Raw genomic sequence first — 17,601 nt, 5'->3', positions numbered from 1 at the left:
GGTGGGCATTCAGGGAGAACGCCATGGCGGAGACAGCTCAACCGAAAAAAATGAATCTCATCCAGCTGACCTTCATTGTTGCGGTGAACATGATGGGTTCGGGCATCATCATGCTGCCCAGCAACATGGCCAAGGTCGGCGCGATCTCCCTTCTGTCCTGGCTGGTCACGGCGGTGGGATCCATGGCCATCGCCTGGGGCTTTGCCCAGGCGGGCCTGTTCAACTCGAGGCAGGGCGGTCTCGCGGCCTACGCCGAGGATGCCTATGGCAAGGACGGCTACTTCACCGTCTTCTTTCTCTATTTTCTGTCGCTCGTCATCGCCAATGTCGCCATCGCCATCTCGGCGGTGGGCTATCTCGCGACCTTCCTGCCTTGGCTGTCCTCGACACCCATAGCCACCTGCATCGGCGTGATCATTCTTCTGTGGCTGACGACGATCGCTAATTTCGGGGGGCCGGGCATTACCGGCAAGATCGGAGCGGTGACCGTATGGGGCGTCATCATTCCCGTCGGCCTGCTCTCCATCATCGGCTGGTTCTGGTTCAACAAGGAAACCTTCAACGCCGCCTGGAATCCGCAAAACCTGACATTGGTCCAAGGCATGGGCTCCAGCATCACATTGACGCTATGGGCATTCCTTGGGATGGAATCGGCTGCACAGAATTCCAACGCCGTGGAGAACCCCAAACGCGATGTGCCGCTCGCCTGCATGTTCGGCACCCTGGGTGCTGCGGTGATATACATCCTGTCGACCACCGTCATCCAGGGCATCGTGCCGAACGCTGAGCTTGCCGCATCGACCGGCCCCTTCGGGCTTGCCTATGCCAAGATGTTCAATCCGACCATAGGCTGGATCATCATGGTGCTGGCCGTCATCGCATGCGTGGGCTCGTTGCTGGGCTGGCAGTTTACAGTCGCACAGACGGGAAAGGCGGCCGCGGACGATCGCATGTTCCCGGCTCTGTTTTCGAAGATCAACAGCAAGGGCGCTCCGATAAGAGGCATGATCGTACTCGGTATCGTACAGACGCTTATGGCCCTCATGACGATCTCACCCACGCTTAACGAGCAGTTCAGCGCGCTGGTGAGTCTGTCGGTCGTAACCAACGTGATTCCTTACATAGTGGCACTCTCGGCGCTCGCCGTGATGATGAGGAACGCAGGTGTCTCCGGCGGCAAATATACGCTGAACATGATCGTCGTGCTGGTCGCCATGCTCTATAGCACCTATGCCGTCTATGCCTCCGGCGCCACGGCAGTGATTGGCGGCGTTCTGGTCATGTGCGTCGGCTTCATAATCTGGGGTTTCATAGCCCCCCGCTTCGTAAACACCAAGACCATCAGCGCCTAGCGGCTTGCGATCCATCGCATCGCTTCAGCTGCGCTTAAGGGAGGCTCGATATGCATTATGCTCAAACTCAGACCAAGCGCGCCCCTGGTGCTCTCGGGAGTAAGAGGGCTGCATGGTTCCTCGCGCTGATGCTTCTGGTTCCTTTGGGCCTGTCGTCGATGGCCAGGGCGGACACTCTCGATCGGATCCGCACGACAGGCGCGCTGACGCTCGGCTATCACGATGGCGAACGTCCGTTCTCCTACAAGGACGAGGCGGGACAGCCCGCGGGTTTCTCCGTCGTCCTTTGTCAGAAGGTCGCCGATGAGATCAAGACGGAACTCAACCTTCCAAGCCTGACTGTAAAGTGGGAAGCGGTGCCCATCGAAGATCGTTATAACGCCCTTCAGCAGGGTCGGATCGATCTGCTCTGCGGCGGCGATACGGTGAGCCTGTCCGCGCGCAAGGATGCGAGCTTCTCGCTGCCTATCTATCCGAGTGGCGTTGGGGCGATCATGCGTGCGAATGCGCCCAACGGGCTGCGCGAGATCCTTGAAGGCAAGCCAGCCACAGGGGCCATCTGGCGCGGTTCGCCCGCCCGCATCCTGAACCAGCGGACCATCGCCGTGGTCAAGGGCTCGACGGCCGCGAAGTGGGTGGACGAGCGTATCCACCATTTCCAGCTGGATGTGGTGACCCTGCCCGTCGAGGACTATGCGGCAGGCGTCGCCGCCCTTACTGACGCCAGAGCAGATGTCTTCTTCGGCGACCTTGCCATCCTTGTCGAGGCGGCGGCCAACCAGCTCGCCGATGGAAGCGTGGTGGAGCTTGATCGCCGGTTCACCACCGTCGCCGTGGCGCTGGCCATGGCCCGCGACAATGACAATCTGCGGCTGATTGTCGATAGGGCGCTGACCAAGGCTTACACATCGCCGGAGTTCCGCGATCTCTTCACCAAGTATTTCGGAACGCCGAGCGCTGGTATCCTGTTGTTCTACGAGATCGCCTCGCTCCCGGACTAGGATGACCAACGATTGAAGTGCCGAAGGAAAGTTTGGGTCGTGCCATAGACACAAGCAGTCCTGCAAAAGAGGAGCCCCATCGATGACACCTTCTTCGTGCAAAAGCGGCTTGAACATGAACGCGCCGATGCGGAAACTCAGTATGCTCGTCGCCGCCGCGACGATGGTGCTTGGCGTTGCGCTTCAAGGGCAGCAATCATCTGCCCAGGACGTATCGTACAAGAGCTTCCCATACTTGATATATTGCGAATTCGAGGGGATTGCTCATGCCTACTACTTTTCTCAGCTGCGGAAGGACGGGCGCGCCATTTATATGACGCCGGACAATCAGGCTGGTATGATTACGATCACGGGAGTCGCGGAATCAGTACACGGAGACCGGGCGGGGAACTGCCTCAACAAGACGCTGAAGGACCTGCGATCGTCGGGCCAGGCATTTGATCTGCCCCATTGAACGTGGGACGCTGAGACGGATACCAGAGCGTCGTGGCTCGCCTTGATCTGGCGGGGATGCACCGCCGCCCCGCCGCACGGTCTTTCGGCGGGTCAGCGCGTCGCTGAAACAATCAGAATCATCGGCCGCTCATTCTCCTCGGCGAGATCGGGCGTCGCCTCGACCTGCTCCGGCGTCGGCGCCCATTCCTGAACATGCCGGACAGCAAAGCCGGCGCCGATCAGCGCGTTGAGCGTCGTGCCCAGCGTGCGATGCTGCTTGACGACGCCCTTGGCGAGCCAGTCCGACACGCGCGGACCTTCCTGCGCATAGCTGTCGAGCGGCCACGTCTTGCGCCCTTCGGCATCGATCACAAAGCCGGGATGAGAAGGCGCCATGTAGATCGGGTGCTCGATGGTGAAGACGAACCGGGCGCCGGAAACAAGGGCGCGAAACACGCTCAGTGTCAGCCGGCCGAAATCCTCGATATAGTGAAAAGCGAGCGAGCTATAGGCGAAGTCGAAGGACGCCTCAGGGAGATCGAGCCGCTCGAGATCGGCGATGCGATATTGGATGGTTGGATCGAACGTGTCGGCCCTGGCGCGGGCGATCATCTTCTCGGAAAGATCGAGCCCCAGCACCGAGGCGGCACCGTTCTCCCTGGCAAAGCGGGCGAACCAGCCGAAGCCGCAGCCGAGATCGACGACGCGCTTGCCCTCTAGATCGGGGAGTAGGGACTTAACCGCCGGCCATTCGGCGGCGCCGGCAAGGCCATGCACCTGACGGTGCAATTGACTGTAGCCGGCGAAGAAGTCGGGTTTATCGTAGATGTTCTGGGCCATTTTTCACTCCATCGAATTGCCGATGGACGGGACGCCATGTCCAACAGAAAGCCCCGTCCATATCCGGCGGGGCTTGCGGCTCTGCGATACGCTTTTCAGCGTGCTCGATCAGCCCGCATCCCGCCTGTTGGGATGCCGGCAGACCGGGCAACGATGTGCGTGTCGATCTCGAGCATGTGGCTATGTGCCAACGAGCGATGCCGCTTGTCAACCCTTTGAGGGTTGCGAGGTTCCCGGCGGAGGGTGCTCCGCCGGGGGCCGTTCGCTTTCAGGTCACTTCTTCGCTGCCGGCCGCCTCGGCTTGCCGTCCTCGGTGAGGCAATTGGCGATGCCGTGTCGGCGGTAATAATCCGCCGCCTCGTTCATCTCCTTGTTCTCATCGATGATGCAGCGATAGTGCCACCAGATCCAGAAGCATAAGGCGGCGGCGACCAGAAGCCATTCCAGCCCCTGGAAGGGATAGAAGGCGCCGATCTTGTCGAGTTCAGTCCAGTCGGTCAGTCCGGTTTGCATGACGGTGTCTCCTCAATGATGTCGTTGTTGCTCACAGCCGCGCGGCTTCATTGCGTTCGAGCGCCTCGAACTCGGTCACGACACCGGCGCCATAGGGATAGATGTCGCGGTTGTGCCAGGTGTCGGCGCCGGCAAGCTCGACCTCAGCCGGTTCGCGCAGGATGCCGAGGCGCTGCAGACCCTTCGCCACCAGCCAGGTGGCGAGGAAGCCGAACAGGCCGAAGCAGAGCACCGCACCGATGATCATGCCGAGCGGATTGATGGCGGGATCGCCGCCCGGCGTGGTGCCGAGCCAGCCGATGGACGAGGCCCAGTTCTGCACATCGGGTGCGGCCGGCGCTGCGGGATATCCCCACAGAACGAAACCGCAGGCGATGAGACCAAAGACGCCGGCATAGCCATGCACCGCGATGGCACCCACCGGATCGTCGATGCGGAAGCGTCGCTCGACATAGTGATGGAGCTTGAAGGCAATGACTGCGCCTGCCGCGCCAATGAACATGGCGATGAGCGGGTGATAGAGGTCGTTGCCGGCCGATGCCGAGATGATACCGGCGAGGCCGCCAGACAAGGTCCAGTAAGGATCGGCGCGGCTCACCAGATAGGCGCCCATGAGACCGCCGGCGAGCGACATCAGGAAGTTGAAGGTGATCGCCGACAGCGTCGTGGGCGTACCGTAGATCGTCGTGGCGGCGAAGCGCACGGCCTCGGCGTCGCGGCTCACATCGATGATGGGGATGTTGCAGGCCGCATAGAAACCCCAGAAGCCGGTATAGATGATGAACAGGCCCAGCACCGACTGAAAGGAATTATGCGGCTTGATCTCGCGCACCTCGCCATTCGGCCCGAATTTGCCGATGCGGGGGCCGAGCACGATGGTGAGGGCGAGGCAGGCGCCGCCGGCAATCGCATGGATGACGCCCGAGGCATAGGCGTCGTGGAAGCCCAGCAATTGTGTCGTCCAGCCCTTGGCGTTCCAGCCCCAGGAAGCATGCCAGATCCAGGTGATGGAGCCGACCAGCACCGAGAGGATCATGAAAGCGCCGGTGCGCACGCGCTCGATGGCGACGCCCGACAGGATGGCGCTCATCACCCAGGAGAAGAGCAGGAAGGCGGCCCAGAACACGCCCTGGATATTGTCCTGGAAATGGGGACCCATTTCGGGGGCCCAGGGCAAAGCGGCGGCGGTCGCCTTGTCGGAGATGAGGTCGCCGAAAAGGAACGGGCCGTTGCTGAAGGCCCAGTAGATCCACCAGGCGAAGAGGAACCAGGTCACGGTGACGAGCGCCAGGCTCATCGTGTGGCGTACCAGCGTCTGATTGAGGTTCTTCGGCCGCGTGACGCCGAATTCATAGGCGAGCAGGCCGACATGGATGAAAAACATAATCACGACGGTCACCCAGTAATAGAACTCGGTGAACATCGTCGTCAAAGCGGTAACTTCGCTGTTCATGCATTTCCTCCGATGGGGTGTTTCTTGTTTTGCGGCGCAAGGCAGCGCATCCGCGCGATGCGTGGACCGCGGCGCCGTATCGTGCGCGATGTAAAAAAAGTACCCCTGGCAGCTGGCGTGTATGGATGACGCAGGCCAGCCATGGCGTCGCTCAGGGGCAGTGTGGTGGGAAGGTAAGGAAGGTGAGCTCGCGCCAGTTGAGCTCTTTCGCTCGCAAGTGATTTTCCGCCGGATAGGGCGAAGGACCTGCGTTCAAGGGGTGCGAACCGGATACCACGCGACGTCCTCTTTCGTGCTGGCGAAACGAGGTCGTCCCCGGGGGTAGTCAAGGCGCAGGTCGTCCTGCACGTCAGGAACTTTAATTTCCTACCAGTGGAATTTCAAGAGGATTCGGCGGTGGTTCTTAACTGCGTCAGATCTTCAAATGTTCCAGGATCATGATGACGAGCTCGCAAAGCTCAAACTAGAAGTACTAGAACTCTTTGAGCTTCATTCGCCGGTCCCGACGTCGTCGCGGCGAGGATCGGCAGTGCTGAGGCGCCGAGTGCCGCACTTCTTTCGCCGAGCGTGCTGAGCCGCAAGCGGTCGACGCCGAAATCCTGGCGCACCGAGGGCCTGAGCGTCCGCAAATTCGCGACAAGCTTTTCGAGCAGCGCCGGAGGTGCTGCGCCGCCGATGATGATTGTCTCGGGATCGAAGAGGTTCTCGACCGTGGTGAGGCCAAAGGACAACGCTTCGCCGGCGCGCGCGATCCAGCCTTCCAGCGCCGTGTCCGCATCTTCTCCGCGCGCTGTGGCCTCGGCGAGATCTCGGCGCATGGCGCTCAGGGAAAGATATTGGCCGAGGCAGCCGCGATTGCCGCAATAGCACTGGGGGCCATGGGGATCGATGATAGCATGGCCGAACTCGCCGGCATTGCCGCGGTTGCCACGATAGGGCTCGGCTCGAATCACGATGCCGCCGCCGACACCCTCGCCGATGAAGACATAAAAGAAATCGTTGAGATTGCGCGCTTCGCCATAGAGCTTCTCGCCAAGCGCCGCAGCGGTCGCGTCGTTCTCGAGCAGCACGTCGCTGCCCGTCTTCTCCGCAAGCTGCTCGGCGATGGCGCGGCTCTGCAGGGAAGAGACGGCGCCCGGTGTCGGTATGCCCGGCCACGACGTGTCGAAGGGACCGGGTGTCACCAGGCCTAGCCCTAAGCAGCGATCGGCGCCGAAACGCTGGGCGAAATCGGCATAAATGCCGCCGAGGAACTGAAGCCAGTCGTCGCCCGCCACGGCGGGGGCCGCGCCTTCACGCGTCTCGATGATGTCGCCGGCGAGATCGGCGGCCACGGCATGATAATGAGTCGCGTCGATACGGATGCCCAGCGCATAGCCGCCGTCCTTGGCGATCTCGATCTCGATCGGCGGCTGGCCGCGCTTGGCCTTGCGCCGTCCGGCCTCGCGCACCAGACCCGCGCCGATCAGATCCCCAACGATATTGGCGATGGCCTGCGGGGTGAGGCCGGTCGCCCGCGCCAGCTCGGCGCGTGACAGACTGCCCTGCACACGCAAAGCGTGGAGCAGGACCCGCCGGTTGTGGTGGCGGACCCTGCTGGCGGAATTGGCGGAAAGTGCGGGAAGGGGCGTTGAATTTCCATCAAGCATGGCTGAGAGGTTACTCCATTAAAGTAAAACAATGAAATTGATTTATTGACTCTGATAGTCGCCTTTCCTAGTCTCGGGGCAGGAAGGGACATTATGACTGACGGCGCCTTGGTAGACCTTGTCGGCATCACCAAACAGTTCGGTGGCGTGCACGCGCTGAAAGGGGTCGATCTTTCGGTAAGTGGCGGCGAGGTCGTGGCTCTGGTCGGCCATAACGGGGCCGGCAAGTCGGTGTTGGTGCAGATTCTCTCCGGCGTCTTTCCGCCGTCCTCGGGCGAGATCCGCGTCGGCGGCAAGCCTGTTTCCTTTGCCTCGCCGTCGGATGCGCGCCTCTATGCCATCGAGACGATCTATCAGACGCTGGCGCTCGCCGATAATCTCGACGCACCGGCGAATTTCTTTTTGGGGCGCGAATTGCGTACCCGCTTCGGCTTCCTCGACAAGAAGAAGATGGCCGAAGAAGCGGCCAAGGCGCTCACCGATCTCAATCCCAATTTCACCGACATAGAGCGTCCGGTGCGCCAGATGTCGGGCGGCCAGCGCCAGGCCATCGCCATTGCGCGGGCCATCCATTTCCAGGTGCAGCTCCTCATCATGGATGAGCCGACCGCGGCCTTGGGTCCGCATGAGACGGCGCAGGTGGGTGAGCTCATCAAGCGGCTCAGAGCCCAGGGCATCGGCATCCTGCTGATCAGCCATGATGTGCGCGACGTGCTCCGTCTCGCCGACCGCATCGTCGTCCTCAAGAACGGCGAGGTCGTCGGCGCGCTCACCGCCCGGGACACGCATGAGGACGAGGTCGTGGACATGATCATCCGCGGCCGCAGGCTCATTTCCAACGGCGACCAGAAATGACGGCCGCTTCCGCTCCCTGGCGCCTCATCACGCCGATCTGGCCGGTGCTGCTGGTGCTGGTGATCGGCGCGTCCCTTCTCTCCGGTCCATTCCTGTCGCCGGCCAATATCGCCGCCGTGCTGCAGCAGGGCGTCATCACCGGAATCGTGGCGCTCGGCATGACCATCGTGCTCATCGGCGGGCAGTTCGATCTCTCGACCGGCGCCACCGTGATGATGGCGGCGGTGATGGCGCTGCTGCTCAATCCGTCGGATGGTGCCGACACGCTGCTGGCGATCCTGGTGCCGCTCGCCATCGGCGGCGCCATCGGCCTCATCAACGGTCTGGCCGTCTATCGTGCCGGCGCCAATTCCATCGTCGCCACCATCGGCATGCAATTCCTGGTCATCGGCGCCGTGCTGGCGCTCGTCTCCGGCCAGCATGTGCGCGCCGACGATATGAGCGAGTTCTTCACCTCGCTGTCGCGGGCGCGCTATTTCGGCATTCCGGTCTCCGTCTACATTTTCTTAGGGCTCGTCGTCCTGCTGTCGGTGCTGATGAGCCGCACCGTCTTCGGCCGGCATGTCTATGCGCTGGGCGGCGACATCGAGGCGGCGCGGCGCGCCGGCATCAAAGTCGCGCGGACGGGCATCGCTACCTATGTAATGTCGGGCATGCTGGCAGCGCTCGCCGGCGTGCTCATCGCCTCGCTAGTCGGCAATCTCGATCCGACCGCGATCCGCGGCTATGAATTCCCGGCGCTGACCGCCGCCGTGCTCGGCGGCACCAGCTTGACCGGCGGCATCGGCAGGCCTGCGGACACCGCCGCCGCCATCTGGGTCATCGCCGTCATCACCAATGTGATGACCATCCTCAACTACCAGTATCCGGTGCAGCTCCTGGTCCAGGGCGTCGTGCTCACTGCCGCTGTCGCCTTCTATTCCTGGCAACGGGCGAGGGGCTGAGCGATGCAGTACCTCCTGTCGGGCTCCTTCTTGCGTGATCATTCCCGCTTCGTCTTTCCGACAAGTTCCCCTTCTCCTGCTTGCGGGAGAAGGTGGCGCGAAGCGCCGGATGAGGGTGTTCTCCGCAAAGGGCGTGACAGAGGACGTGTCTCTCGATCCAACACCCTCACCCGCCCTGTCGGGCACCCTCTCCCGCAAGCGGGAGAGGGGAGAAATCGGAGGCAGCTCGCGCGTCTAGGCCCTCATCCATGCGGAACGAGGCGCTGATCATGTCCATCACGCTCTTTCCGATGATGATACGCCTCTTCATCAAGCCGCCGATCATTCCGCTGCTCGTTGCCGCGAGCTTCGTCGACGGCTTCTGGTCGCTCGGCAATCTGCGCACGCTCGCGGAATCGATCTCGACCGACGGTCTCATCGTCGCCGGCATGACCACTGTCATGATCGCCGGTGGCTTCGACCTCTCGGTCGGCGCGGTGATGGCGATGGGCGGCGTCGCCGCGGTGGTGCTGCTGCCCTTCGGTATCCTGCCCGCGACTGCCGGCGCGCTTGTCGTTGGAAGCTTGTCCGGTTTTCTGAGCGGCACCTTGGTGACAAGGCTCAAGATCAATCCCTTCATCGCCACGCTCGCCATGATGGTGATGGTGCGCGGCGCGACGCTCGCTTACACCGACACGCGGCCCGTCGTCGGCCTCGACGACACCTTCCTGGCGCTGGGCGGCGGCGATCCCTTGCCCTATGCCTTTCTCATCATGATCGCGGTGATGCTGGCCGCCCATGTGCTGCTCTATCATCGGCCCTGGGGCCGGCATGCCTATGCGGTCGGCGCCGATGAGCGCGCCGCGCAGATGACGGGATTGCGCGTCAACCGTCTCAAGATCGAATGCTACATCATAAGCGGCGCGCTCGCGGCGCTGGCCGGCCTCCTGCTGGCGGCGCGGCTCGGCACCGGATCGCCTATCGTCGGCGAGATGACGCCGCTCACCGCGGCGGCCGCCGCCTTGATCGGCGGCGCTTCCTTACGCGGTGGCGAGGGCTCGATCATGGGCGCCTTGTGCGGCCTCCTCTTCGTCGGCTGCCTGATCAACGTCATGAACCTTCTTGGCGTGCCTTCCTATTATCAACGCATGACCATAGGCGGGCTGCTGTTCGCCCTGGTCGTGGTGGAGGGCCTGCTGCAGCGCGCGCGGCCGCGCTGAGAAAGAAGAAGCCGCCGGGGCCGGCGTTCCGGCCTGTAACAAAAGTGTGGAGAGGAACGAGTCATGTCAGTTAGCCTGAAATTCTCGAGGCGGGTCGCGATCGCGGCGCTTGCCTCCTTCATGGCCGCCACGTCTTACGCCGCCGCGGCGGAGAAGATCGTGATCGGCCATTCGCAGCCCAATCTCGGCTGGCCCTATATCGCCGCCGTCACCAATGCGCTTCGAGGCCGCGGCCAAGGGCATGGACGGTGTCGAAGTCGTGACGCTCAGTGCCGATGGCGATATCGCCAAGCAGAGCAGCGATATCGCGACGCTGGTCAACCGCAAGGTGAATGTGCTGCTCGTCACATCGCTCGACGGCAATGCCGTGGTCCCGGCGCTGAAGAAGGCGAGCGAGGCCGGCATCCCCATTCTCGCAGTGTCGAACGAGCCGGCGGAAGCAGGCCAGGCACTGCTAGCCGGCTATTCCGGTCCCGACGACTATGTGCAGGGCGTGATCGCTGCCGAACTGCTGAATGACGCACTGAAAGGCGAGGGCGCCATCGCGGTCATCGAGGGCTCGCCCGGCCAGAGCACGACGCTTCTACGCACGCAAGGACTCAAGGACGGCCTCGCCAAGCTCAACTCAAAGATCACCATCATCGGCTCGCAGACGGCCGACTGGAATCCGGTCAAGGCAAAAGACGTGGCGCAGGCGTTCCTGACCGCTTATGGCGACCAGCTCAAGGGCGTATTCGCGCAGGACGACAATTCAGGTGCGGCGGCGGCTGAAGTCTTCAAGGCGGCGGGTCGCGGCGACATCAAGGTGGTCGGCACCGGCGGCACGATCAACGGGCTCAAGGCGATCCGCGACGGTCTCATGTATGGCACGATGGACCAGTCGCCGACCACCGACGCCAAACAGGCGCTCGATTTCGCGGTGAAGCTCGCCAAGGGAGAGAAGCTCGCCGAGAAGCGGAACATCATCCCGATGCCCAAAATCACCTCCGCCAATGTGAAAGAGTTCAAGGGCGAGTGGTGAGCTAGAGCATCGGGCCGAAAAGTGCAAAGCGGTTTTCGGACAATCCGATGCGCCAGCTAAACGACAGAACCGCGCTACGCCGCGCGACAGCCGGCCGGATCATCCGGCCGGCATATTCCCCCTCTTTCGAAGGTTGAGCGTCATGTTTGATCCGCGCGTCGGAATGAAGATCTATGACAATGTCTGGTATCTGCGGCACCGGCTGGAGCCGCAGCAGGCGGCGGATATCCTGGCGTCGATGGGCGTCACCTATGTCATGGCGCAGAGCAAGATCCTGCCGATGCAGGACAGCGCGATCGAAAGCGAGGTGACGGCGGAAGAGCAAGCGCGCTTCGAAACGCTCAATGACCGTGCTTTCCGCGACGCACTGAAAGCGCGCGGCATCGCCTATTTCGCCAGCATCAATATCGGCTTCGATCCGCAATTCATCGCCGCCAACCAGGAGCTTCTGCCGATCGACCAGTTCGGCCGGCGCGAGGGCAAGACCGATTGGTATATCGGCCTGCCGCCCGACCGCAAACGCAATATCGACCACAAGCTGGCGCTGCTCGAAAACGCCACTAAGGCGCTCGCGCCGGACGGCGTGCATCTGGGCTTCATCCGCTGGCCGGGCTTCTGGGAGATCTGGCTGCCCGATGTGAAGCGCGCCGACATGCCGGATTACTGCTACGGGGACGAGACCCTTGCCCGCTTCCGCGACGCGACGGGACTCGATGTGCCGGTCAGCGATCCGGTCGCGGCGGCGGCGCTGATCGCCAAGGCGCACAAAGCGGCCTGGCGCGATTGGAAGTGCGGCGTGACGGTCGCGGCAGTGGGCCGCATCCGCGATGCGCTGCGCGCCATCAAGCCCGACATCAAGATCGCCATCAACACGCTGCCCTTCTTCCTCTCGGATTTCGACAATGTGGTGGAGGAGGTCTTCGGCCAGAGCCCGTCACGGCTGAAAGAGGTGGCAGATGTCTTCGAAGTGATGGCCTATCACCAGATTCTCAGGCGGCCGCCGACCTGGCCGGCCGAGATCGCCACCGACGTCAAGCGGCGCAGCCGATCCACCACCGTCTCGACCATCCAGGGCGGGGCACTCTATCTCGATGGCATGCATGCCGATCGTGGCCGCGCCACCGAGATCACCACCGATGAGTTCATCGGCATGGTCGACGGCCTCGAAAAGAGCGAGACGGACGGGCTTTGCGTCTTCACCTTCACCGACTTCCTCGACATGCGCGGCACGGCGGAAGGCAAGCGGCGCATCGAGCGGCTGCGGGCGTTCCGGCGGTAGCGGCGTGGGCTGCTACCGTGCTGGCGCCGACCATTCGCTTTCAGATGCCGTTGCAGCGCCCCTTCGGACCTGATCGGCAGAATTTATTTGCTGCGATTGCGATCTTAAGTTGAGGCACGGCTTGCAACCTTCGGCAGTCTCCTTGAGAATGAAACACTCCGCGATATCAACGGCGAGTGTATCATGCCCGAAACACAATTTCTCGCGCCTCATAACCACTCAACTTTCAGTTTCAGGGCTGCCGGTGATGTTTATGAACCGGACCATGATCTGAACGTACCGCCTGTCACGAAGTGGATCAGGAACGGGTGCTTCTTTGTTTTCGTCAGTCGCGCTGATCCGGCTGTTCATTTCCACGAGCCGCAGAGCGGGAAACGCTGGTCGATACCGCTTCCTCCGCGTTCGCACCCCTTTGACCTGGTGGTGTGGCGGAACTGGCTCTTCATCGCGGCGGGCGGGAAGAGACTCCTCGCCACCGCAGAGTGGGAGCCGGCAACGACATGGATATCCCTCCCTTGCGACAAGGATATCGATGCGCTGGCCATTCACCAAGACACGTTGCTTGCCCTCGATAATATCGTGCAGCCGAAATGGCTCCTGCGTTACGAACTGACATCGGCGGGGGCGCAGACGCCCTCCCGGATCATGCTGCCCGTCCACGGCACCTATGAGCAAATAGAAGCAGCTGCCTATTGCGACGGCAAGTTTGCGGTCCTTTCGAGGACGGTCAATTTCGGAAACGTCGGAAAACATGTCTGGATCCTCAACTGTTCGACGTTCGAAGAGCTGGGCCATGCTTGCAGCTTCGAAGCGTGGCTTTATCCACAGTTCGATTCTGGTTTTCCGCCTCTAGTATGTGCGAGAGATATTGCCGCCTGTTGCGATGCGGTCGTCATTGCCGGAGATCGCTACGGTCTTATGTTGACAAGGCTAAGCAGCGAGCCAAGTGAAAACCATAGGGGCATATTGAACGATAGTTTTCGGCAAATCTGGCCAAATCCCGCAAAGCGCTGTCCTATTGTCCGGGTGCAGGCCTGCGAAGAGCCGGCGGGCTTCATCGTGACTTCAATAGCGCGCATCCAGGGCCAGAGAGGCACGCCTTGGGAAGTTGCGGTAAGCAGGAGGCAGACAAGCGCGGCCTCGTCTTTCCTCTCCTATGAGCAGGCGAACAATCTCCTTAATTCGCTGCCGCCGGGAACAATGTATGGAACACCGTGGCGGGATCGATCAATGCGAGCCGAAATGCGCCGCGAAGCCGGGAAGAAGAATAGGGTCTAGCGCCGCCTCGGCGCGTAACCGTCGGAGACGAAAGGACCACCCTGGTATTTGACCGCGGGATCGGTGAAGTCGCGCTTGTCGCCATCGGGGATCAGCTTGGCGGCAAAGGTCTCGGCATTGTCCTGCGGGTGATAGTCGACATGAGGAGCCAGATGGTTGCTCCACCAGCTTCGGTCATTGTTCGAAACGCCATAGAGAATCGTGCAGCCGAGCTCCGGCGCGGCGAAGCAGGCCTCGATCATGCGCAGGAGATCCTCATAGCTCTGCCAGGTCGAGAGATGGCGCGGATCGATGGGATCGGGCCGCGCCGTGCCGATGCGCAGGCAGGCGATATCCATGCCGTATTTGTCGGCGAAGAAGCTGGCGAGGTCTTCGCCGAAGGCTTTGGATACGCCATACAGCGAATCGGGACGCTGGGTGACGCTGGCATCGAGCCGGTCGTCGCGGGTGTAGAAGCCGATGGCATGGTTGGAGCTGGAATAGACGACGGGACCGGCATTATGCCGGCGGGCCGCCTCGAAGACATTGTAAGTGCCGGCGATGTTGGAAGCGAGGATGCGGTCGAAGGTCGTCTCGAAGGAGATGCCACCGAAATGGATGATCCTTCCCACGCCGTTGACCAGGCGGTCCACCGCCTCGGCGTCGGCGAGATCGGCGACGACGATCTCCTCGCCAGGCAGCGCCGGAGCGAACTCGACCACATCGGAGGAACGCAGCGCGCCATATTTCTCGATCAGGCGCGGCCTCAGCCAGCGGCCGAGGATGCCGGCGGCGCCGGTGAGCAGGGTCGGGCGGGTATCGGTCATGTCGTATGGGTCCCGGTTGGTTGAACGGCGCTTGGACAAACTTGTCAGGCGAGTTTATATGCTGCGTGTCAGCACGAGCGCAACCCGGAAGGTGAGATGATTGTCGATAGCCATGTCCATGTCTGGTCGGCGGATCCTTTCGCCTATCCCTGGCAGCCGCTGCTCGCCCATGTGCCGCCGCCGCAATCGCCCGCCCCGGTCGAGACGCTGATCGCCGACATGGATCGGGCCGGCGTCGCGATGGCGGTGCTGGTGCAGCCCAGCGTCTATGGCCGCGATCACCGCTATCTCGCGGCATGCCTGAAGGCTCATCCTGAGCGCTTCGTCGGCGTCTGCCTCGTCGATCCCGCATCCTCAGTTCCCGATGCCGATCTGCGGCAGCTCCTTGCCGAAAACAGCTATCGCGGGCTGCGCCTCAACACGATCCGTCAGGGCGACTGCGCCGGCCTTCTGGCGCCGGATCGGCGCCGCCTGTTCGACGCAGCCGAAGAGCTCAGGCTTTCCGTCTCTTTCCATATGGATATCGACCAGGCGCCGGTAGTGGCGGAACTGGCCGAACGTTATGTGTCGACGCCTTTCATCATTGATTATCTGGGGCCGGACATCCATGCGCGGGCCGATGCGGCGCGTCATCTCGATCTCCTGGCCGCCCATCGCAATGTCTATTTCAAGCTGCTCTGCGTCGCCGAAGATGCCGAGACTCCCTATCCCTTCGCCGACATCATGCCCTTCTACGAAGCGGTGCTCGCCCGCTTCGGGGCGGAGCGCGTGATGTTCGGTTCGGACTATCCAGGTGCGGCCAGGCTCTGCGCCTATGAGAAGCTCATCGCCTGGGGCCAAAATTTCCCCGGCCCCACGGTAGCGGGCAGAAGGCTGGTGATGGGCGAGACCGCCCGCCGCCTGTTCGGCGCTTAAAGACGTAAGACAAGTTTATGTCTCTGGTTGACTCGTAGGCCGCGGGCGGGCTAGGACTCGATCTCACCCTTCCAGCAACCACGACTCGCCGACGGGGAAGACCAGTGCATAGTGATCCGGGAAAATCCGTCGTTGCGGTGCCGCCGCTCGCCCGCAACGCCGACCTGACCCTCAATATCAAGGCCAATGGGGCGCTCATCCGTCATCTCGAAGCCGGTGGCGTGTCGACGCTGATGTATGGCGGCAACGCCAATTTCTATCATCTGGGGGTGAGCGACTATCCGCGTGTGCTCGACATGCTGCTCGAGCTTGCGGCGCCCACAAGCTGGATCATTCCCTCGGCCGGCCCCGATTTCGGCAAGCTCATGGATCAGGCGCGCTTCCTGCGCGAGCGGCCGTTCCCCACCGCCATGGTCCTGCCGGCGAGCGGCTTCTCGACCGATGCCGGCACCGCGGACGGCATCAGTCGCTTCGCCGACGCGTTCGGGCGGCCGGTCATCCTCTATCTCAAATCGGAGAGCTATCTCTCGGTGGCCTCGGTGGCGCGGCTACACGACAAAGGCGTGGTCGCCGCCATCAAATATGCGATCGTGCGCGATGATCCGGGTCGCGACTCCTATCTCAGCCAGCTCGTGACGGCGGTCGACCGGTCGCGCATCATCAGCGGCATCGGCGAGCGGCCCGCCATCCAGCATTGGCGCCAGTTCGGGCTCAGAGGCTTCACCTCCGGGTCGGTGTCGATCGCGCCTCGGCTTTCCAGCGCGCTGCTCGCGGCGCTGAAAGCGGAGGACCATACCGAGGCCGAGCGCTTGCGTGAGCTCTTCCTGCCTTTCGAGAATGAACGCGATGCGATCAATCCGACGCGCGTTCTGCATGACGGGGTGACACTCGCCGGCATCGCCGATATGGGGCCGATTCTTCCGCTTCTGTCCAATCTCGACAATATCGAGCGCGCGCGCGTGGCGCCGGTGGCACGTCAGCTGCAGATGTTCGATGCCGCGCTGGCGAAAGCCGCCTAGAGCGCCGGACACTCACATGGAATCGGTCCGGCGCTCTAACTCTTTGATTTGCGCATCGGTTATCCGAAAACCGCTTCGCACTTTTCGGTCCGATGCTGTAGATCTGCGCGCGCGGAAATTAGGGTTCGATGCTGTCGCTGAGGACGCGCAGGCGGGCGTTGTCGATATGGGTGCGCATGGCGTTGCGCGCTTCTTCCGGCTCCTCGGCGGCGATCGCGGCAAGGATGCGGCTGTGTTCCTGCTGAACGAGCTGCAGCCGCCTGGTGCTCTGGCGCAGCGACAATGTGCGCGCCAGCTCCATGCCGCGCAAAGTGTGTTCGGAAAGCACTTCCATCATCTGGACGAACAGCTGATTCTGGGCGGCGGCGCCGATCGCCACGTGGAAGGCCTGATCGGCCTCGCTGCCGACCTCGCCCCTGGCGATGACCTTCTCCAGCTCGTCGAATGCACGCTTCATGCGGTCGAGATCGGCCTCGGTGCGCCGGGTGGCGGCGAGAAAGGCAGCCTCACCCTCGAGTCCGATGCGGAACTCCATGCAGCGCATCAGCCCGGCAATGTCGTCGATCGGCGCCAGCATAGAGAAGGCCTGGTTCGGGCGGCGCTGGACGAAGGTGCCGGAACCATGGCGCGAGATCACGACGCGGTCAGCCTGCAGACGCGACAGGGCCTCGCGCACCACCGGCCGCGATACGCTGTATAGTTCGCAGAGCTGGCTTTCGGACGGCAGCTTTTCGCCTTCGGGCAGAGCGCCCGAGACGATGCGGTCGAGGATCTGGCCATAGAGCTGGTCGGCAAGGCGAGACGGCCGGCTCGGTGATTGCACCTGCCATTCCGCTTTGCGCTGCGCTTTTTCGCTGGATTTGCGAGCCAAACCCTTAACTCCCGTCTTTCCGTTTCTCTTCCGCGCGTTATCCGCGCCGATTGCAACCCGCCCGTGTTTGCAGCATCGCCTGATCTTGTGCAAGTCCCCCAAGGGATAGCTTGCCCAAAGATGTCAGATAAGTTTACAATTATGCGGCCGGAACGCAAGATCGGGCCTGTA

Annotated in this window: 17 protein-coding genes; 11 read left to right on the top strand and 6 right to left on the bottom strand. The window is 62.3% G+C overall.

All coding sequences use genetic code 11. From position 1 onward, the window contains the following. Positions 1–23: 23 nt before the first annotated feature. From potE to G5V57_RS06510, 3 genes are all read left to right on the top strand, one after another. Positions 24–1,352, top strand: a complete 1,329-nt coding sequence (potE, locus tag G5V57_RS06520) for a putrescine-ornithine antiporter (RefSeq protein WP_165166738.1) — start codon at positions 24–26, stop codon at positions 1,350–1,352. A 50-nt stretch (positions 1,353–1,402) separates the two neighbouring features. Continuing rightward, complete coding sequence (locus G5V57_RS06515; RefSeq protein WP_165166737.1) at positions 1,403–2,353, top strand: amino acid ABC transporter substrate-binding protein; 951 nt, start codon at positions 1,403–1,405, stop codon at positions 2,351–2,353. An 82-nt stretch (positions 2,354–2,435) separates the two neighbouring features. Then, positions 2,436–2,807, top strand: a complete 372-nt coding sequence (locus G5V57_RS06510; RefSeq protein ID WP_165166736.1) for a hypothetical protein — start codon at positions 2,436–2,438, stop codon at positions 2,805–2,807. Positions 2,808–2,899: 92 nt separating this feature from the next. Here G5V57_RS06510 and G5V57_RS06505 read toward each other — a convergent pair whose 3' ends face one another. The 4 genes from G5V57_RS06505 to G5V57_RS06490 all read right to left on the bottom strand — a co-directional run bounded on the left by G5V57_RS06505 (position 2,900) and on the right by G5V57_RS06490 (position 7,243). Further along, on the bottom strand, positions 2,900–3,628 hold the full coding sequence (locus G5V57_RS06505; protein WP_165166735.1) for a class I SAM-dependent methyltransferase: 729 nt from the start codon (positions 3,626–3,628) through the stop codon (positions 2,900–2,902). 273 nt (positions 3,629–3,901) lie between these two features. Then, positions 3,902–4,141, bottom strand: a complete 240-nt coding sequence (locus tag G5V57_RS06500) for a hypothetical protein (RefSeq protein ID WP_165166734.1) — start codon at positions 4,139–4,141, stop codon at positions 3,902–3,904. A 31-nt stretch (positions 4,142–4,172) separates the two neighbouring features. Next, the gene (locus G5V57_RS06495; protein WP_165166733.1) at positions 4,173–5,594 is read right to left on the bottom strand and encodes an ammonium transporter; all 1,422 of its coding nucleotides are present in this window, start codon (positions 5,592–5,594) and stop codon (positions 4,173–4,175) included. Between the two features lie 458 nt (positions 5,595–6,052). After that, positions 6,053–7,243 carry an ROK family transcriptional regulator gene (locus tag G5V57_RS06490; protein ID WP_165166732.1) on the bottom strand — a complete coding sequence of 397 codons (1,191 nt, stop codon included), beginning with the start codon at positions 7,241–7,243 and terminating at the stop codon, positions 6,053–6,055. Positions 7,244–7,336: 93 nt separating this feature from the next. Between G5V57_RS06490 and G5V57_RS06485 the strand changes: the two genes are divergently transcribed. The 6 genes from G5V57_RS06485 to G5V57_RS06460 all read left to right on the top strand — a co-directional run bounded on the left by G5V57_RS06485 (position 7,337) and on the right by G5V57_RS06460 (position 13,819). Beyond that, a complete protein-coding gene (locus G5V57_RS06485) occupies positions 7,337–8,098 on the top strand; it encodes an ATP-binding cassette domain-containing protein (protein WP_165166731.1) in 762 nt (253 codons plus the stop codon). Further along, the gene (locus tag G5V57_RS06480) at positions 8,095–9,042 is read left to right on the top strand and encodes an ABC transporter permease (protein ID WP_165166730.1); all 948 of its coding nucleotides are present in this window, start codon (positions 8,095–8,097) and stop codon (positions 9,040–9,042) included. The genes G5V57_RS06485 and G5V57_RS06480 overlap by 4 nt, the downstream gene beginning before the upstream one ends. A 269-nt stretch (positions 9,043–9,311) precedes the next feature. Then, positions 9,312–10,241 (top strand): ABC transporter permease, encoded by a 930-nt coding sequence (locus G5V57_RS06475; RefSeq protein ID WP_165166729.1) that lies wholly within the window; start codon positions 9,312–9,314, stop codon positions 10,239–10,241. 214 nt (positions 10,242–10,455) lie between these two features. After that, a complete protein-coding gene (locus tag G5V57_RS06470) occupies positions 10,456–11,262 on the top strand; it encodes a sugar ABC transporter substrate-binding protein (protein WP_165166728.1) in 807 nt (268 codons plus the stop codon). A gap of 142 nt (positions 11,263–11,404) precedes the next feature. Next, positions 11,405–12,541 carry a hypothetical protein gene (locus tag G5V57_RS06465; protein WP_165166727.1) on the top strand — a complete coding sequence of 379 codons (1,137 nt, stop codon included), beginning with the start codon at positions 11,405–11,407 and terminating at the stop codon, positions 12,539–12,541. Between the two features lie 183 nt (positions 12,542–12,724). Beyond that, positions 12,725–13,819 carry a hypothetical protein gene (locus G5V57_RS06460; RefSeq protein ID WP_165166726.1) on the top strand — a complete coding sequence of 365 codons (1,095 nt, stop codon included), beginning with the start codon at positions 12,725–12,727 and terminating at the stop codon, positions 13,817–13,819. On the opposite strand, the gene G5V57_RS06455 is transcribed toward G5V57_RS06460, so the two are convergent. Further along, complete coding sequence (locus G5V57_RS06455; protein ID WP_165166725.1) at positions 13,816–14,625, bottom strand: NAD(P)-dependent oxidoreductase; 810 nt, start codon at positions 14,623–14,625, stop codon at positions 13,816–13,818. The genes G5V57_RS06460 and G5V57_RS06455 overlap by 4 nt on opposite strands. 96 nt (positions 14,626–14,721) lie before the next feature. Here G5V57_RS06455 and G5V57_RS06450 point away from each other — a divergent pair, with 96 nt between their 5' ends. Together G5V57_RS06450 and G5V57_RS06445 are read left to right on the top strand one after the other, a co-directional pair. Next, positions 14,722–15,540 carry an amidohydrolase gene (locus G5V57_RS06450; protein WP_165166724.1) on the top strand — a complete coding sequence of 273 codons (819 nt, stop codon included), beginning with the start codon at positions 14,722–14,724 and terminating at the stop codon, positions 15,538–15,540. A gap of 104 nt (positions 15,541–15,644) precedes the next feature. Continuing rightward, the gene (locus G5V57_RS06445; protein WP_165166723.1) at positions 15,645–16,559 is read left to right on the top strand and encodes a dihydrodipicolinate synthase family protein; all 915 of its coding nucleotides are present in this window, start codon (positions 15,645–15,647) and stop codon (positions 16,557–16,559) included. A gap of 118 nt (positions 16,560–16,677) precedes the next feature. Here the strand turns inward: G5V57_RS06445 and G5V57_RS06440 are convergent, their stop codons facing one another. Beyond that, positions 16,678–17,430 (bottom strand): FadR/GntR family transcriptional regulator, encoded by a 753-nt coding sequence (locus tag G5V57_RS06440; protein WP_206530216.1) that lies wholly within the window; start codon positions 17,428–17,430, stop codon positions 16,678–16,680. Positions 17,431–17,601: the final 171 nt, after the last annotated feature.

This window comes from Nordella sp. HKS 07, from assembly GCF_011046735.1.
Classification (GTDB): Bacteria; Pseudomonadota; Alphaproteobacteria; order Rhizobiales; family Aestuariivirgaceae; genus Taklimakanibacter.
The sequence above is the reverse complement of the archived record's forward strand: the minus strand, read 5'-3'. Positions and strand labels throughout refer to the sequence as shown.

What these genes read in the sequence shown, in the direction of transcription:
- potE (WP_165166738.1), top strand. Translation starts at nt 24, where the DNA reads ATGGCGGAGACAGCTCAACCGAAAAAAATGAATCTCATCCAGCTGACC.
- G5V57_RS06515 (WP_165166737.1), top strand. Translation starts at nt 1,403, where the DNA reads ATGCATTATGCTCAAACTCAGACCAAGCGCGCCCCTGGTGCTCTCGGG.
- G5V57_RS06510 (WP_165166736.1), top strand. Translation starts at nt 2,436, where the DNA reads ATGACACCTTCTTCGTGCAAAAGCGGCTTGAACATGAACGCGCCGATG.
- G5V57_RS06505 (WP_165166735.1), bottom strand. Translation starts at nt 3,628, where the DNA reads ATGGCCCAGAACATCTACGATAAACCCGACTTCTTCGCCGGCTACAGT.
- G5V57_RS06500 (WP_165166734.1), bottom strand. Translation starts at nt 4,141, where the DNA reads ATGCAAACCGGACTGACCGACTGGACTGAACTCGACAAGATCGGCGCC.
- G5V57_RS06495 (WP_165166733.1), bottom strand. Translation starts at nt 5,594, where the DNA reads ATGAACAGCGAAGTTACCGCTTTGACGACGATGTTCACCGAGTTCTAT.
- G5V57_RS06490 (WP_165166732.1), bottom strand. Translation starts at nt 7,243, where the DNA reads ATGCTTGATGGAAATTCAACGCCCCTTCCCGCACTTTCCGCCAATTCC.
- G5V57_RS06485 (WP_165166731.1), top strand. Translation starts at nt 7,337, where the DNA reads ATGACTGACGGCGCCTTGGTAGACCTTGTCGGCATCACCAAACAGTTC.
- G5V57_RS06480 (WP_165166730.1), top strand. Translation starts at nt 8,095, where the DNA reads ATGACGGCCGCTTCCGCTCCCTGGCGCCTCATCACGCCGATCTGGCCG.
- G5V57_RS06475 (WP_165166729.1), top strand. Translation starts at nt 9,312, where the DNA reads ATGTCCATCACGCTCTTTCCGATGATGATACGCCTCTTCATCAAGCCG.
- G5V57_RS06470 (WP_165166728.1), top strand. Translation starts at nt 10,456, where the DNA reads ATGCGCTTCGAGGCCGCGGCCAAGGGCATGGACGGTGTCGAAGTCGTG.
- G5V57_RS06465 (WP_165166727.1), top strand. Translation starts at nt 11,405, where the DNA reads ATGTTTGATCCGCGCGTCGGAATGAAGATCTATGACAATGTCTGGTAT.
- G5V57_RS06460 (WP_165166726.1), top strand. Translation starts at nt 12,725, where the DNA reads ATGCCCGAAACACAATTTCTCGCGCCTCATAACCACTCAACTTTCAGT.
- G5V57_RS06455 (WP_165166725.1), bottom strand. Translation starts at nt 14,625, where the DNA reads ATGACCGATACCCGCCCGACCCTGCTCACCGGCGCCGCCGGCATCCTC.
- G5V57_RS06450 (WP_165166724.1), top strand. Translation starts at nt 14,722, where the DNA reads ATGATTGTCGATAGCCATGTCCATGTCTGGTCGGCGGATCCTTTCGCC.